The sequence below is a fragment of the Thermosynechococcus sp. QKsg1 genome, from assembly GCF_031586415.1.
GTDB lineage: Bacteria > Cyanobacteriota > Cyanobacteriia > Thermosynechococcales > Thermosynechococcaceae > Thermosynechococcus.
Map to the genome: position 1 here is coordinate 542044 of NZ_CP134200.1, position 15957 is coordinate 558000.

Sequence of the window (15957 nt, forward strand, 5' to 3'; positions counted from 1 at the left end):
CCATGCCCGCCGCTGAATTTGTTCAAAAATGGTTGAGTGCTCGCGATTGGGTGCGGGTACGGGCAGATTTGACGGGCAAGACCACGTTTATCGCGTGGCAGGGAGCGGTGTATAGTTTTGTTCCCCAAGAGCGTCGCCGTCACCTCTTCAACATTGTTGGCATGAGTGCCGCTCGCTGTTTGCCCCATCCCGAGGGCGGGTGGTATTTTCTCTCCCGTGAATTGACGTTTTATCTGGATCCAGAAAAGCAATCCCTGTGCGATCGCTGGCACAATCCTTGGACAGAGGACGTGGTTCCCGTGATTCCCGTTGCTAATGATCCCGTGCAGGGGCTATTTCGCCGTGAGGTGCCTGCCCAAGTCAGTGAGCGAACCACTACGTTTCAGTTTGATCTATTTCCCTACTATGACAATCCCCTTGCGGGTGAGGAACGGTTTCAGGCCTACAGCCCCCAGCCGATCTACCAAGCGGCAGAACTCTTTAAGCTAACGGTGGCCACCGCCGATTTACAACAAGATACGGAGACGATTGCCGCTGTCCATTTGTGTTGGAGTCGGATTGGGCCTTGGTTGCCTTGGATGAAGATGGGCGATCGCCCCGGTTATCTCATCTACAGTGCGACTGGCTGCAAAGCCCTGACCGTCGAAGACTTGCCCTCCCTCCTACAAGACCAATTAGAGCGACTGCCCCAATACCGTGAAGCCCCCACTGAATACCGCGAGGGTGCTGATATGACCTCTTGGCTGTATTTTCAGGAGCACTTTGAAGCCTATTTAGAGGGTGCACTGTTTCCAGTGACTTGATGAATACCAACCTATCCCTATTCCCGTGGGGGCAGGCTAAAAAGCGGCAACTCGGTAAACTGTGGTTCTACAGGACGGGGTGAACGGGGGGTTGTTGGCGGAGCATGCGTTGACTGGGAATTTCGACGCGAAAGTGATCTCCCTCCAGAGAAATGGGAGCGCCAAAATTGCTCGCTGGCTTACTCATTGGGGATGCTACTGATACACGTCGTCGTGGGAGAGATTCAACCCTAGCTCTTTGGTAGCCTGCCCGACACCCTTGAGGACGAATGGATTGACAACATCGAGGAACTCGAAGACCTGATGGACAAGTACCTCCACCTACGCCAAGAAGCCCGCAATGCTTTTGAATTGCGCTATGAACGCCATGTCAGCGACGATCCCGATCAGTGGCGCAACTGTGCGCGGGTATTGGCACAGCAGGACATTCTCAATGTACTCAGTCAACCGTGGTAAGCTCTTTAGAGGAGTCCTTGGGCAATCAGAGATTCAGCAATTTGCACCGCATTCAAGGCTGCCCCCTTGCGAATTTGATCGCCACACAGCCACAGTTCAAGGGCATTGGGTTCAGAAATATCTTGGCGCAGCCGCCCCACGAGCACTGGGTCTTTACCTGTGGCCTCTAGGGGCATGGGGAAATAATTGCGCTGCCAATCTTCAACAAACTGGACACCTGCGGCCTGTTGCAGGCGATCGCGCGCCTCTTGCAGCGGAAAAGGCTCAAAGAACTCAACATTCAACGCTTCCGAATGGGCACGCAGCACAGGGACGCGCACACAGGTGGCCGTTAGCCGCAACTCTGGGGCATGGAAAATTTTGCGGGTCTCATTGACCATCTTCATCTCCTCTTGGCAGTAGCCCTGCTCATTGAGGGGAGAATTGTGGGGAAAGAGGTTAAAGGCCAAAGGATAGGGAAAGGCCTCTGTACGCGGTGGTTGCCCCTTGAGAATATCGAGGGCTTGATCCTTGAGTTCTTGCATGGCCTTTGCCCCCGCCCCACTGGCAGACTGGTAGGTAGCCGCCACAATTCGCCGAATCGGTCGCACCTGATGCAAGGGCCATAGCGCAACCGTCATCAAAATCGTCGTGCAGTTGGGATTGGCAATGATGCCTTGGTGGGTTTTTAGATCTTCAGGGTTGACTTCGGGCACCACTAAGGGGACGTTGGGATCCATGCGATAGGCACTGGAATTATCAATGGCAATGGCTCCTTCCTGAACCGCAATTGGTAGCCACTGCCGTGACACACTTGCCCCCGCCGAAGCCAAAATCAAATCCAGTCCTTTGAGGGTCTCCTCACTCACCGCCTGCACAGGCAGCACTGTCTCCGCAAAAGAGAGGGTTTGACCGGCTGAACGGGGCGAAGCCAACAGCCGCAACTCTGCCACTGGAAACGAGCGTTCCGCCAAAATGGCCAAAATTTCCGTGCCAACCGCACCTGTCGCTCCTAAAATGCCAACCCGTAATCCCTGTGCCAAGACCATTACTCCTAGGAAGATAAGCTCATTTTACGATCGTTGCGGATTGAGAAATCGCAAAGCGTAGCATTTTGGAAATTTTACTGCCATATCTATAATGGCTATAGCCAATTTCCACCACAGCCTCTGCACTCCCCCACAAGAGTCGCCAGCGGCAGGACTCGATAAATCATCTGGAGGCTGGGATCGTGAAAACTCTCCAACAGTACCTATTTTCCATCACCTTAGTCTTTTGGGGACTGTTGAGTAGCGCTGCTTACAGCCAAATTACCCCAGCCACCAATGGCACTGGAACCACCGTCATCCAAAATGGTCAACAGATTGATATTGGTGGTGGCCGCCTATCGGGGAATGGTCAGAATCTCTTTCACCTCTTCCACAACTTCAATGTCGGTAACGGCCAAGTTGCCAACTTTCTCTCTAATCCGCAAATTCGCAACATTCTCGCGGGCGTCAATGGTGGCAACGCCAGTTACATCAATGGCTTGATTCAAATTACGGGTGGCAACAGTAACCTTTATCTGCTCAACCCTGCGGGAATTGTCTTTGGCCCCAATGCCCGTTTGAATCTCCCCGCTGTCTTCCATGCTTCTACCGCTCAACGGGTGCTGTTTGAGGGAGGGATCTTTGATGTCAATGGCCAGAATCTCTATCAATCCCTCAATGGTCAGCCCACAGGTTTTGAATTTCTGAGTAAAGGCCTCATCATCAATGAAGGTGAGCTGAGGGTGGGTAGTGGTCAAACCCTCAGCCTAATGGCACACCAAGTGATCAATACGGGTACACTCGCAGCCCCCGCAGGAAATATCCACATTGCGGCTGTACCTGAAACAGGAATGGTGCGCGTCTCCCAAGAGGGAATGCTGCTCAGCCTTGAGATTCCTCAAGAGCGACTACCGACTGGGGGAGCGATCGCTGCCGTGGACTTACCCAGCTTACTCACTGGCAATGGTTCACAACCTGTCAACAGCGTCATTCAAAACCCCGACGGCACAATTCGCCTTGTCCATGACCCCAACAAAATTCCCACCACAACGAACACCGCCGTCATCAGTGGCAGCCTTTCCGTCGCCAATCCCATCGGTATGGGTGGCCAAATCACGATCACTGGTCAAAATATCGCCCTCATCAATGCCAACTTAACCGCCTCTGGTCAACTCGGGGGTGGCACGATTCTCTTGGGGGGCGATTACCTAGGGGGCACCACTGGCAGTAACCGCTTGCATAGCAGTTTCAATGCCCAGAATCTCTTTATCAACAGCGGCAGTGTGATTGCAGCGGATGCCTTCAATCAAGGCAATGGTGGCACTGTCATTGCATGGGCAGACAACAGCACCCAATTTGCCGGCACGATCAGCGCACGCGGCGGGCAACTTAGCGGTAATGGCGGCTTTGTGGAAACCTCTGGGCGAGAATTACTTAGCGTTCGGGGAACAGTAGATGTCAGTGCAGTGAATGGTCAGCCCGGTACATGGCTCCTTGATCCACGAAATGTCACCATTTCTAACTCCCCTACGAGTGGCGGGAGTTTCTCTGGGAGCAATCCTGATGTCTTTACCCCCACCACTGATGATGCTTTTGTTGTGAATACTGCCATTGAAGCTGCTCTGAATCTCGGCACTAGTGTCATCATCACAACTGGTGATACTGGAACCCAAGTAGGGGATATTTCTGTACTTGCCTCGATTACCAAAATAGGCGGCGGCGATGCCTCCCTAACCTTGCAAGCTGCAAATAACATTTTTGTTTACAGTAACATTACTTCCCAAGCCGGCCGACTGAATATCATTCTCCATGCCGATGCCGATAACAGTGGTGCAGGAGCAATTAGATTAGACTCAGTTACACTCACTACCAATGGTGGCAATATTATTTTGGGGGGTGGCTCTAATCCCTTCACCAGTCCAGCGATCGGTCTCGGCACTGCTGGGGTTCGTATCATAAACTCTACCCTCAATGCAGATGGCGGCCATATTAGGATTCATGGCAGCGGTGCAACAATTGATGGCCAAGAAGGGGTGCTGATCGGTGGGAGTTCAATCTTCACCTCAGGGTCTGGAGAGATCACCATTCTAGGGACAGGTGGTTCTAGTGTTTATAGCCCTGTGGATGGTATCTCGATTCAAAACTCCTCCATCAGCGCCGAAGCTGGCAATCTGACCTTAACGGGTACTGGGGGCAACGTCTCCGAAGGAGTTTCCAACGTTGGCATCCATCTTGAAGAGTCAGGAATTCGAACCACGACTGGAAATATTACCCTGACGGGTACTGGTGGTACGGGCTTTGCCTACAACCAAGAAGGTATTCTGAGTAGCTTCACAAGTATTACCAGTCAAAGTGGTGACATTATCCTGAGAGGTACAGGGGGTGAATTCGGTGCTGGTCTTCGCTTTAGGGCAGCAACTGACACAGAGTACTCTACTGAGGTCAGAACGGCTGGAAATGGAAATATCCTCATTGAAGGTCGCGGCACTGATGGCAATCCCGGTCTGGTCATGGAAGTCTCTGGCGCCCTGACATTAGCTGTTCAAGATGGCATGCTCACATTAGCAGCTCAGGGGGGGATTGAAGTCTTTGGTGATCCTCCCTCTCTGCTAGATATCCATAGTGCCGGGGCAGGCCGCCTTGTCTTTCAACCGATTGATGCGCATACTCCCGTCGGCATTGGCGATGGTGCAACGGGTGACTTGATCATTGATCAGTTTCTCCTCAACCAAATCACAGGTGGATTTTCTTTGGTGACCATTGGTCACCCTAATGGTACTGGTCTCATTGATGTTCGTCCCTTTAGCCTCAACTACAATCTTGCGCTGCAAACACCCGGCGTAAGTTCCCTAGGTATTCAGTTCAATGGCTCTGGCACGACGAATCTCTATGGTCGCAATCTCACACTTAATAGCGGTGGCGGCGTTACTCAGGGCAGTCATGTCATTTCTGCGGGAACGCTGCAACTTCTTGGACAGGGGACTTTCACCCTCAACAATGTCAACAATGGGTTTCAGGCACTCTCAGGCAATGTCAGTGGAAATGTGAACTTGAGTAATCAAGGTGCCCTAGGTATCGTTAGTTTCAACAATGGTGTCAATGGCCTCACCACTGGCATCAATACCAACGGCAATACCCTAATCCTCAGCTTAAACAGTGGGAACCTAACGCAAAGTGCACCAATTCGAGCAGGCAACTTGGGTTTAACTTTACGAAATGGCAGTGCAATCCTAACCAACCCCAATAACCAAGTGGGGATCCTAGCTGCTGAGTTGAACAGTGCGAGTGATTTGCAATTTGTCAATAACAGTACCCTTACCGTTGGCAATGTTAACCCAACAGGCATTACAGGGCGCAACATTTTCCTACAAACACTAACAGGCGATATTGTTCTCAATGCGCCAATTTCTGCCGTTGGGACTGGGGATGCGATTGTCCTTGCTGCGGAAAATAACTTTGTTAACAACTATGGCTCCGGTGTCTTCAGTACCCCCAACGGTCGCTGGCTAGTTTATTCGACTGACCCGAATTTCAATATCAACGGCGGCCTCACGGGTTCAGAGCAATTCAACACTACTTATCCTGAGCCTGCCCTATTTTCTGGTTCTGGTTTTCTCTATCGGGTTTCTCAAGCACCGCCAACTCCACCCACGGAGCCATCCACACCCCCAACTCCACCCACGGAGCCGTCCACACCGCCAACACCACCAGAACCCCAAACTCAAGAGAATCTGGGTCGGATTTTATTGGGAGAGGAGACAAAAGGCACTCAGCTGCCAGAGAATACCGCTCAAGTCATATATTTTCCGGGCGTTGAGATCATCCGTCAGCAAATCGGTGCTGCTTTTGATCAGGGAGACTACAACAGTGCGATCAAACTGCTTCAGCAGCTTTATTCCTTTGAGTTTAGTGAGTACTTTGATGAATTTTTCAGCACTCCTAGTCAAGAGGGACTACAGTTCCTTGACATTGATCAAATCAAAGAATTATTGGGGCGTATGGCTGAAGAAACAGGTCAAAAACCTGCCCTGAGCTATGTCTTTTGGCGACCTGAACAGTTGGATATTCTCATCATCACACCCGAAGGGGAACCCATTTATCAACCCGTTCGAGTGCCCCAAGAAGTAGTGCGCCGCGTCATTTCTGCCTTTAATCGCGAGGTGCGAGATCCAACGAAAACCAATAGCGAATCCTATCTACCCTTTGCGCAGCAGCTTTACCAATGGATCATGGGCGGCGTTGATGCTGAATTGCAAGCACGAGGCATTAATACACTGGTTTTTGCCCTTGATCAGGGGTTGCGGAGTGTGCCGATCGCGGCTTTGCACACGGGGTCAAATCTTATTTCCTCAACGGTCAGTGATAGTCCAATCGGTCGTAATGGTCAGTTTCTAGTGGAACGCTATAATCTGGGTCTCATTCCCAGTATCAACTTGGTGGATACCCGCTACCAACCGTTGCAAAATGCTTCTGTACTGGCAATGGGTGCCTCGCAGTTCACAAAGCAAAGTCCTTTGCCAGCGGTTCCCATCGAGCTACAAACCATTACGCAACTGGTAGGACGAGGGCAAGTATTCCTCAATGAAGCTTTTACGGTCTCAAACTTGGAAACTCAGCGGCGGCGCAGTCTCTACCCTATCCTACACTTAGCGACCCATGGTGAATTTAATGCGGGTAAGCCACAAAATTCCTATATTCAGTTTTGGGATAGCCAGCTTTCAATGGCTCAAGTGCGGCAGTTGCGGTTATTCCAGCCACCCACAGAGCTAATGACGCTGAGTGCCTGTCGTACAGCGGTAGGAGATACCAATGCAGAACTTGGGTTTGCTGGACTGTCACTCCAAGCGGGCGTGAAAAGTTCGGTTGCTAGCCTTTGGTATGTCAGTGATGAAGGGACGCTGGCTTTGATGACGGCATTTTATGGACAGTTGAGAATCGCTCCCATTAAAGCAGAGGCCTTGCGACAGGCGCAGCTTGCCCTGATCCATCAGCAGGTTGTGATTGAGGAGAATCATCTGCGTAGTGCTGGGGTGCAGGGAGGGCTCTCAATTCCTTTGCCCCCAGAAGTTCAAACTGGGGGTGGGCGTCAACTTTCCCATCCGTACTTTTGGGCAGGATTTACGATGATTGGCAGCCCTTGGTAGCCTTAGGAAGAAATTTCTACTTCACCATTTGGGATTACCCATCAGCGAGAACAGGGGTACTGGGGCTGAGTTTGGCTGTGGGTGAATTGATGCTGCTGGGGAGGGTTTGCATCAGGTTTGCCATTTCGAGGGCATTGAGGGCATATTCCCAACCCTTATTGCTTTTAATGCCAGCGCGCTCAAGGGCCTGTTGCATCGTGTCGGTAGTGAGAATGCCGTAGATAATCGGCACACCCGTTTGCATAGAGGCCGTCGCAATCCCTTTGGTGACTTCAGCAGCCACATAGTCAAAGTGGGGGGTTTGGCCACGGATGACTGCCCCGAGACAAATAATGGCAGCATAGCGACGACTGGCCGCCAGTTGAGCCGCCACAAGGGGAATTTCAAAACTACCGGGCACCCAAGCATAGTCTACTTGAGAACCGTGGGGATTGGGATCAACGCCATGACGACGCAGGCAATCTTGGCAACCCTCTAGCAGCTTGGTGGTAACCAAGTCATTGAAGCGGGAAATCACAATGCCAAAGCGAGGCGTTCCCAGAACGTGATAGGTGCCTTCAAAAACAGCCATAGGTGGAGGTGCCAAATCTTACTCAAAAGAGTATAACCTGCAACGGCCTAGGAGGAGCGATCGCCCTGCTCCACGAGGACGTCTTGGGGCTGCCACTGCCGCACAATACTGGTTAACTTGGTAACAAATGGGTCAGACGCTAAATCAGGGTGAAATTCACTAATTTTTGTATTGCTAGGTGTCTCTGAAAGGCGAGAGGGAGTAGGTTCCGGCACACTAATGGGCAATGACTGGCAGATAATGGCTTCAAACTCACTGTTGAAGTGATAAATCGGTTGCTCACGACGTTGCCATAGCTCTAAAATTTGCTCTACGGAAATGGCTTTATAGCGCCCTAGATAAAGAGCTTCAATGAGGGCGAGGCGAATCCAACGGGGAGGAAAATGGCGCAACCAACGATCTAGGATGACCTCAACTGAGGAGCCATCCAAATCAAAGCCATATTGACGTAGCAGGCGATCGGCAGCCTGAATGGCGGCATTGTTGCCAATATGTGCCATGCACCAACTGTTGCACTCCCAAAGTTATGGTGCCTCTATGATGCCACAAGTTTTCCAAGGTCGCAGCAGTGAAGAGCGTAACCCTGATATCGTAGAAAGGCAAACCCTAGTGCTTTTCACGTCACAAGTGCATCATGGTAACTGCGCCTCCTCCTGAGCTGCTAATTGAAGATGCCCCGCTAACAATCGCTGGGCGTCAGTTCCGCTCACGCCTGATGACCGGTACGGGCAAATATCGTTCTATTGCGGATCTCCAAGCCAGTGTTGCCGCGAGTGGCTGCGAAATTGTCACAGTAGCCGTACGTCGCGTTCAAACCAATGCCCCCGGTCACGAAGGCCTCGTGGATGCTCTTGACTGGAGTAAAATCTGGCTGCTGCCCAACACCGCTGGCTGTCAAACCGCTGAGGAGGCGATTCGCGTTGCCCGTTTAGGCCGCGAAATGGCCAAGCTCTTGGGTCAAGAGGACAACAACTTTGTCAAGTTAGAGGTGATTCCCGACCCGAAATACTTGCTGCCCGATCCCTTCGGCACACTGGCAGCTGCAGAACAACTGGTCAAAGAAGGATTTGCGGTTCTTCCCTACATCAATGCAGATCCCCTGCTGGCCAAACGCCTTGAGGAAGTGGGCTGTGTTACTGTGATGCCTTTGGCCTCCCCCATTGGGTCGGGGCAAGGTCTGCGTAATGCCGCCAATATTCAAATCATTATTGATCAAGCTAGTGTTCCTGTTGTGGTTGATGCCGGCATTGGCACGCCCAGTGAGGCAGCCGCCGCGATGGAGTTAGGGGCAGATGCACTCTTGATTAATACCGCGATCGCCCAAGCGGGAAACGCCCCAGCAATGGCCAAAGCCATGGCACTGGCAACCACGGCGGGTCGTCTTGCCTACTTGGCGGGTCGAATTCCCGTCAAAGCCTATGCCAGTGCCAGTTCCCCCCTGACGGGAACAATTACGACAGCACCATGATGGTTGTCCTCCTTCTCCTGAGCCTGCTGAGTATCACGGGAAGCCTGTTCTACATTGTTGCCGCTGCCCTCACCTATCAATTTTTCACCACCCAGCGGACGACTCGCCTAGAGTCCTTACCGGCGGTCTCGATCTTGGTTCCTGTCTGCGGCTTAGAAGCAAGGGCTTGGCAAAACTGGTCTTCACTGTGCGAGCAAGATTACCCCCTCTATGAAGTCCTCTTTGGGGTTCAAGACCCCAGTGATCCAGCCATACCGCTGTTAAAGGCCATTTGCCAGACCTATCCCCACCGGGCTCGCTGGTATCTTTGTCAGCGGATTTGCGGGCTGAACCGTAAGGCCAGCAATGTCGCCCAATTGTTTACCCATGCGCGCTATGGGGTAATTGTTGAAACCGATAGTGATGTGCAAGTTAGACCCCATTACTTAGCCACTTTGGTGCAACCCTTGGCGGATCCCCAAGTGGGGGTCGTTACCTGTGGTTACATTGATCACCATCCCCGCCGCTTAGGAGCTGCGTTTCTGGCCATGGGGCGATGCCTTGACTTTATCCCCAGTGTGCTTGTTGCCCGCTGCCTTGATCGGGGACTGCGTTTTGCCATTGGGCCAACCGTGCTGCTGCGGCGGGAAGTCCTAGAAAAAATTGGTGGCTTTGAGATTGCGCTCAATCGCATTGGTGAGGACTACCAACTGGGGTATGCAGCGTGGCGTGCTGGGTATCGCGTGGAGTTATCGTCCTATATTCTTGACAATGACTGCGCTGATGAGTCCTTTTTGAAGGCGGTGCAACGGGAACTGCGCTGGTCTCGCAGTATTCGTGCCAATCGCGGCAATCAGTATTTTGGCATGGTGTTGATGTTTGGCACCGTCTATAGTGCCCTGCTGTGGGGACTGTTTCCAACCCCATGGACCCTCAGCGTCTTTCTGGGGGTTCAGGGCCTTCGCTGGTTGCAGGCGATCATGAGCATGGTCTTGATGGGCACCCCTCGGCTGCTGTTGTGGCTCTGGCTATTGCCCCTGCGGGATGTGATGAGCTTCCTGATTTGGCTGGGGGGCTGTTTTGGCAATCGCATCTACTGGCGCGGTCGCTGGTTGCGGGTCTATCGCCACGGTCAATTGCAAGAAATTGTTAAGGATTCTCAAGAGTCGTAAAGTTTGCTTGTTAGAATAGCTGCACTGTAACGCTGAATTGAGGTTTGTTTCGATGCGCTATACCACCGATGAGGGCGGTCGCCTCAACAACTTTGCTATTGAGCCTAGGGTCTATCAAGCACAGCCTTGGACACCGCAGCAAAAAGTACGGGCAGCCCTGTTGGTTGTGGGCGGATTGCTTTTAGTGGCTGGCTTGGTGGCGATCGCCGTCGGAGTGAGCTAATCTGCTTTGTCTTGGTTTTGATACCAGCGATGCCACCCTAGTGGCAGGCCTCTATGACTTGGGGGCAGATCAACTGCTGGAGATGAAAACATGGCCCTTGGGTCGAGAACTGGCCAGCCAACTTCACCCTTGCCTTGGGGAACTGATGGGTCGCTACACTTGGGGTGAACTAGGGGCGATCGCTATTGGCTGTGGCCCGGGCAGCTTTACGGGAACGCGCTTGGGGGTCGTGACTGCCCGCATCCTAGCCCAGCAACTGGAAGTTCCCCTTTTGGGTCTGTCTAGCCTTGGCACAATGGCGTGGCACTATCGTGATGAACTCATAGAACAGGATGGGGTGGTGTCGCGTCGTGCCCAGCAGGGGCATCAGTACCTTGGCATTTACCGTTATCAGGGGGGAAGTCTTAACTCTCTTTGGGGCGATCGCCTGCTGGCCGACCACGAAGCAGAAACGCTTTTAGCTACTTGGCCTCACCCCTACAAACCCCTGAATCCCCCCAACCCCATTGACTATGGCCGCGCTCTGCTCACATGGGCAGCCCAACAGTGGCACGATACACTAAGGGCAGGGGAAAAACTCCCCCATTGGTCAAGCGTGGTGCCCCTCTATGGCAAATAACTGGGAACTTGGTCGCTTTCTCGATACACTGCGCTTTTTTCAAGCCCTCCCCTTTGTGGGAACACTGGAGCCCCTCCGCCCTGTGCTGTCACCCCTTTTACCGGATCTCTTTAAGCCGCCCGCCTATCGGGGCAGTGGTCTTGTTGTGGTGATGGGGGCAACGGGTCGAACCGGTCAAGCAGTGGTGAAAACCCTCTTGGCTCAAGGCTATGCGGTGCGGGCAGGGGTGCGCGATCGCGCCAAAGCTGAGAATGTACTTCCCTCAGACCCTTTTTTAGACATTGTCGTTGCCGACGTGACTCAACCCTTGCCTGCCGATCTCTTGCAGGGCAGTCGGGCGGTGATCAACTGTGTTGGGGCAAAGGTACAGCCCAATCCCAACGCGCCACCCCCCGGCCTTGAAATTGTCGGTGCGAGTCCAGAGGCGGTTGAATTTGAGGGCATGCGGCATTTGTTGGAACGTGCCCAACCCTATTTTCAAAGTCAACCCAACACCTATCCCCTCTTCGACTATCGCTATCCCACGCCCCCCCTGAAGGAAGTTTGGGGTGCCCTCGATGATGTGGTCATGGGCGGCGTCAGTGCCAGCCAGTTTTACCTCAAGGATCACAGCGCCCTCTTCACGGGGCTGGTTTCTACGGAAAATTCTGGGGGGTTTGTCTCGATTCGCACCCGCAACCTCACCCCAGCCCTCAATCTCCAAGGCTACACGGGCATTCAACTGCGGGTTCGCGGCGATGGCCAGCGCTATAAATTTTTCCTACGCAGTGACCCCGCTTGGGATGGCGTCGGCTATGCCATGTCCTTTGATACGGTGGCCGATCAGTGGATCACGGTTGAATTGCCCTTTAGCCACTTTATTCCGGTGTTTCGGGCCCGCACCGCCACCAATGCGCCGCCTCTAAATGTGGGGCAAATTTACTCGCTGCAACTGATGCTCAGCAAATTTGAGTATGACGGTGCCCTCAACCCCCACTTCCGCCCCGGCACCCTCAGCCTTGAGATTGAGTCGATTCAAGCCTATGGGGGGTTGCCCTTGCCCCGCATGATTCAGGTGAGTTCTGCGGGGGTGACCCGTCCGCAACAAGCGGATCTTGACCTGAAGGGACAGCCCTTGGCAGTTCAATACAACGACCAACTGGGGGGCATCCTCACTTGGAAACTGGCGGCAGAAAATATGCTGCGCCAAAGTGGCCTACCCTATACGATTGTCCGCCCCTGTGGTCTGACGGATCAGCCCGGTGGCAAAGAGCTGCGCCTTGATCAGGGCGATCGCCTGACGGGCTCTCTGAGTCGCGAAGATTTAGCGGCGTTTCTGGTCAGCTTACTGAATTTGCCCGTGGCCTGCTATCGCACCGTAGAAGTGGTAGCCACAGATCAAGCCGCCGAGGCCTATCCCAATTGGGCAGCACGCCTTGCCCAAATCCCTAGCGATCGCCCCTAGGAGACAGTGCGAAATGGTGCGTTTCCTCCATGTTGCCGATGTCCACCTTGGCTTTAATAAGTACCGTCAAGAGAATCCCAATCGCACGTTTGATTTTTTCACCGCCTTTGACAGTGCCCTGCAAACCTACGCCATCGAGGCACAGGTGGATTTTGTCCTGATTGCCGGCGATCTCTTTGAGGAGCGGCTGATTACCCCCGGCATTCTCAATCAAGCGGAATACGTCCTCGACAAGGTGCGATCGGCGGGGATTCCCGTGCTGGCGATCGAGGGCAACCACGATAACTGCCCCTACGGTGTCAAGTCCAACTGGCTCCGCTACCTCTGTGAAAAAGACTATCTCTATCTACTGGAACCTGACGAAAGTGGCCAATTACAGCCGTGGGACGCCGAGGCAGCGCGGGGTGGCTATATGGATCTCCCCTGTGGCGTGCGCGTCATTGGTTCCCAGTGGTATGGTGCCAGTGCCCCCCGTGCCATTCAACAGCTTGCCAGTCAAATTCAGGCACTACCGCCCGCTGCTGGTGCGACGATTTTGCTCTTTCACCACGGCCTTGAGGGGCAAGTCTCCCGTTACCAAGGGGCATTGCGCTACAACGAACTCCTACCCCTGCGCCAAGCGGGTGTAGATTACCTTGCCCTAGGGCATATCCATCGCCATTACGCCGTTGAGGATTGGATCTTTAATCCTGGCTCCGTTGAGGCCAATTCGATTCAGGAAAATCAGCAGCAAAATCCGCGGGGGGTGCTGTTGGTCACCCTTGAGAAGGGGTCACCCCAAGCGGAACTCAAGCGCGACTATTGGCAGCGTCCCATCCATCGCTACACCCTTACCCTCACCCCCAGTGACACCGTGAGCCATGTGGAGAGCCAACTCCAGCAACTGGTGCAGCGGCATCGCTCAGACATGGCAGAGGCGATTGTCGAAGTCACCCTAAAAGGCGAAGTGGGGTTTGAGCGCGGCGATTTATCTGTGCGATCGCTCCAAGAGCAACTGCAAGAGGCAGCCAATGCTTTTATCTTTCGATTGGGGTTTGCCGCAACCCCTGTGGCCTATCAAACCTACCGTGATGCGACGGCTGAACCACCCCCCCGCGCCCAGATCGAAGAACAGGTGTTTACGGATCTGCTGGCCAGTGTTGCTGAGTACCGCGATCGCGCCGAACCCTTGGCCAAGGTGCTGATGCACATCAAAGAAGATCTGCTACAACCCAATGCCAATATTCCTGACCTCTACCAGTGGCTGGCAGACCTCTCCCTAGAAAGTTAGGGCTGGGGTGGTAATGGGATGAGGGGTTGATTCGCCACATTGGCCAACTGGACAGCGGGAGACTGCAACAGGGCTTGCCATTTTTGCTGGAGCTGGGCATTCCGCGGCTGCGCTAGGCGTTGTTTGGCCAGTTGATTGAGGGTGTCGTACCAGTAGCCCGCCATGGCAAAGGCATCCGCCACATCCTTAGCTTGCACGATTCGCTGCTGTTGGCTTGGCGATAAGGGCATCGGTCGAAACCAACTGACGGTTTTGACGGCTGTGGTGCCATTGGTACAGGTGAGGGTGAGTTGCCACTGGTAATCCACCCCATTTTTGAGGGCAACATTCTCCACAGGCCAGCCAATAATACCCGCTTCCGTGGGGGCAAGACGCTCTTGGCGATAGACTTCTGTGCCTTGGGGATCCCGCAGCGTCAGGGTTAGGGTTGCGCCCTTGGTGGCGGGAATGAAGCTATAGAGGGTAGGGGTGGGGGTGCTGCTAAGGCCATTGTTATCCTTGGGCACAAGGGCAACCACAGTTTGTTTTGGCTCAGTTAGACAGCTTTCGATGCCACCAGTACTTTCCCGCAGTAGCATGGGACGGGCAATCCGCGTTGCAGCTCCCTCACGGTTACCGGGGCGGCCAATATTAGCGGGTGGACGATAACTTGCCCAAGAGGCATGGGCGATCGCCCCAATCATGACCACTGCCAAACTTAGGGGAATGGCAATGGGGCGGATCCCAAATTGAATAGCCATATCACTCAATCCTCGCAATTGAACAGGCAATGAACCGGGACTCAGTTCAACAGGTCATTGGAATTCTTTCTAAAAACTAAAGATGTTGCGAATGACGCTGACACCCGTATTGACGGTATTCAAAATTGAATTGATGTTCTCAATGCGATCGCGACTATCGGGTTGACTCGGTGCGGTCACAACCACAGGCGCAGTGCCACTGGCGATCGCCTGATTATCTACTTGCAGAGAGAGAAATACACCCGCCGCTGGCGCACCCGTCAGAAAGGTGTTAATCGGAATCGCGTAATTAAACCCCGGCTTAATCAAGCTGGCAATGCTCGCTGCCGCCTCTGGACTCAAGCCTTGGCGCTCAAGGGAGCGGGGGTCTTCTGTATCACCGAGACCATGAACCCCGACCACACGCCCTGCACTATCCAAAACAGGGCCACCACTCATACCGCGACGGGTAACATTGGTGTAGATCATTTTATAGCCATCAATGGGTTCAATCAAAAAGCCGGAGATACGGCCATCGGTAAACTGCCGCACTAACTGACCACTGCCCCCCGGCTGCGGCCACCCCGAGATAAAGACCTGCGACCCTTCCTTGGCAAAGTCAGAGTTTGTCAGCGTAGCCACCTGATAGTCTTTTTTCTCGCTTGTGAATTCCACAATAGCTAAATCTGTATTCGGCAAAAATTTAATCTTACTGAAATCAACGGCGTAGGCCTGCTGATCAATGGGAATCACGCGGTAATTATCCTTACGATTGACAACGTGCTTTGCCGTAAGCACATAGTAGGTCGAACCGGAGCGGGAAATAATGGCACCAGAACCGTGGGAATCTTTCCCCACAATCAAGACTGTGATGTTGCGGGCAATCTCGTTAATTTGCTCACCACTCAGGGGTTGGACTTGACCCACTGCGGGTAAAGCCATTGCCACTAACCCCGTTGCTCCGAGCATCGCACCCCTCACCCCTGCGTAGTTCATCATACTTCCTACCTGACGACACCGATAGGACGATTCTAAGGGGCAAATTGTTGCCGTGCCAGTGATGGTGATCAGTGATTTTTTGT

At 53.2% G+C, this 15957-nt stretch carries 14 protein-coding genes; 9 read left to right on the plus strand and 5 right to left on the minus strand.

Going from position 1 to position 15957, the window contains the following annotated elements:
- Nucleotides 1-2 precede the first annotated feature (2 nt).
- Both RHP47_RS02725 and RHP47_RS02730 read left to right on the plus strand, forming a co-directional pair.
- Nucleotides 3-803: a DUF1838 domain-containing protein gene (locus tag RHP47_RS02725; RefSeq protein ID WP_302679792.1), complete on the plus strand. Its 801-nt coding sequence runs from the start codon at nt 3-5 to the stop codon at nt 801-803.
- Between the two features lie 303 nt (nt 804-1106).
- Nucleotides 1107-1259 (plus strand): hypothetical protein, encoded by a 153-nt coding sequence (locus RHP47_RS02730; protein WP_190278178.1) that lies wholly within the window; start codon nt 1107-1109, stop codon nt 1257-1259.
- 5 nt (nt 1260-1264) lie between these two features.
- Here RHP47_RS02730 and RHP47_RS02735 read toward each other — a convergent pair whose 3' ends face one another.
- A complete protein-coding gene (locus RHP47_RS02735) occupies nt 1265-2287 on the minus strand; it encodes an aspartate-semialdehyde dehydrogenase (RefSeq protein WP_149817941.1) in 1023 nt (340 codons plus the stop codon).
- 182 nt (nt 2288-2469) lie between these two features.
- Here RHP47_RS02735 and RHP47_RS02740 point away from each other — a divergent pair, with 182 nt between their 5' ends.
- Nucleotides 2470-7410 (plus strand): CHAT domain-containing protein, encoded by a 4941-nt coding sequence (locus RHP47_RS02740; protein ID WP_310840983.1) that lies wholly within the window; start codon nt 2470-2472, stop codon nt 7408-7410.
- Between the two features lie 34 nt (nt 7411-7444).
- Here RHP47_RS02740 and ribH read toward each other — a convergent pair whose 3' ends face one another.
- A complete protein-coding gene (gene ribH / locus RHP47_RS02745; RefSeq protein ID WP_310840985.1) occupies nt 7445-7981 on the minus strand; it encodes a 6,7-dimethyl-8-ribityllumazine synthase in 537 nt (178 codons plus the stop codon).
- Between the two features lie 47 nt (nt 7982-8028).
- Nucleotides 8029-8481: a hypothetical protein gene (locus tag RHP47_RS02750; RefSeq protein ID WP_149817947.1), complete on the minus strand. Its 453-nt coding sequence runs from the start codon at nt 8479-8481 to the stop codon at nt 8029-8031.
- Nucleotides 8482-8615: 134 nt separating this feature from the next.
- Here RHP47_RS02750 and RHP47_RS02755 point away from each other — a divergent pair, with 134 nt between their 5' ends.
- From RHP47_RS02755 to RHP47_RS02780, 6 genes are read left to right on the plus strand one after another with little or no spacing between them, the layout of a single operon-like run.
- On the plus strand, nt 8616-9449 hold the full coding sequence (locus RHP47_RS02755; protein ID WP_149817949.1) for a thiazole synthase: 834 nt from the start codon (nt 8616-8618) through the stop codon (nt 9447-9449).
- Nucleotides 9446-10600 carry a glycosyltransferase gene (locus tag RHP47_RS02760; RefSeq protein ID WP_149817951.1) on the plus strand — a complete coding sequence of 385 codons (1155 nt, stop codon included), beginning with the start codon at nt 9446-9448 and terminating at the stop codon, nt 10598-10600. The genes RHP47_RS02755 and RHP47_RS02760 overlap by 4 nt, the downstream gene beginning before the upstream one ends.
- Before the next feature lie 52 nt (nt 10601-10652).
- Complete coding sequence (psb34, locus tag RHP47_RS02765) at nt 10653-10823, plus strand: photosystem II assembly protein Psb34 (protein WP_149817953.1); 171 nt, start codon at nt 10653-10655, stop codon at nt 10821-10823.
- Between the two features lie 40 nt (nt 10824-10863).
- Entirely contained in the window at nt 10864-11442 is a 579-nt protein-coding gene (gene tsaB, locus RHP47_RS02770; protein WP_310840988.1) for a tRNA (adenosine(37)-N6)-threonylcarbamoyltransferase complex dimerization subunit type 1 TsaB, read from the plus strand.
- Entirely contained in the window at nt 11432-12886 is a 1455-nt protein-coding gene (locus RHP47_RS02775) for a CIA30 family protein (RefSeq protein WP_149817958.1), read from the plus strand. Before tsaB ends, RHP47_RS02775 begins: the two co-directional genes overlap by 11 nt.
- Nucleotides 12887-12899: 13 nt before the next feature.
- Complete coding sequence (locus RHP47_RS02780) at nt 12900-14156, plus strand: exonuclease SbcCD subunit D (protein WP_399381608.1); 1257 nt, start codon at nt 12900-12902, stop codon at nt 14154-14156.
- On the opposite strand, the gene RHP47_RS02785 is transcribed toward RHP47_RS02780, so the two are convergent.
- Together RHP47_RS02785 and RHP47_RS02790 are read right to left on the minus strand one after the other, a co-directional pair.
- A complete protein-coding gene (locus tag RHP47_RS02785; RefSeq protein ID WP_310840992.1) occupies nt 14153-14896 on the minus strand; it encodes a DUF928 domain-containing protein in 744 nt (247 codons plus the stop codon). The two genes, RHP47_RS02780 and RHP47_RS02785, sit on opposite strands and share 4 nt — an antisense overlap.
- 69 nt (nt 14897-14965) lie before the next feature.
- Entirely contained in the window at nt 14966-15874 is a 909-nt protein-coding gene (locus RHP47_RS02790; RefSeq protein ID WP_190278180.1) for a serine protease, read from the minus strand.
- Between the last annotated feature and the right edge of the window lie 83 nt (nt 15875-15957).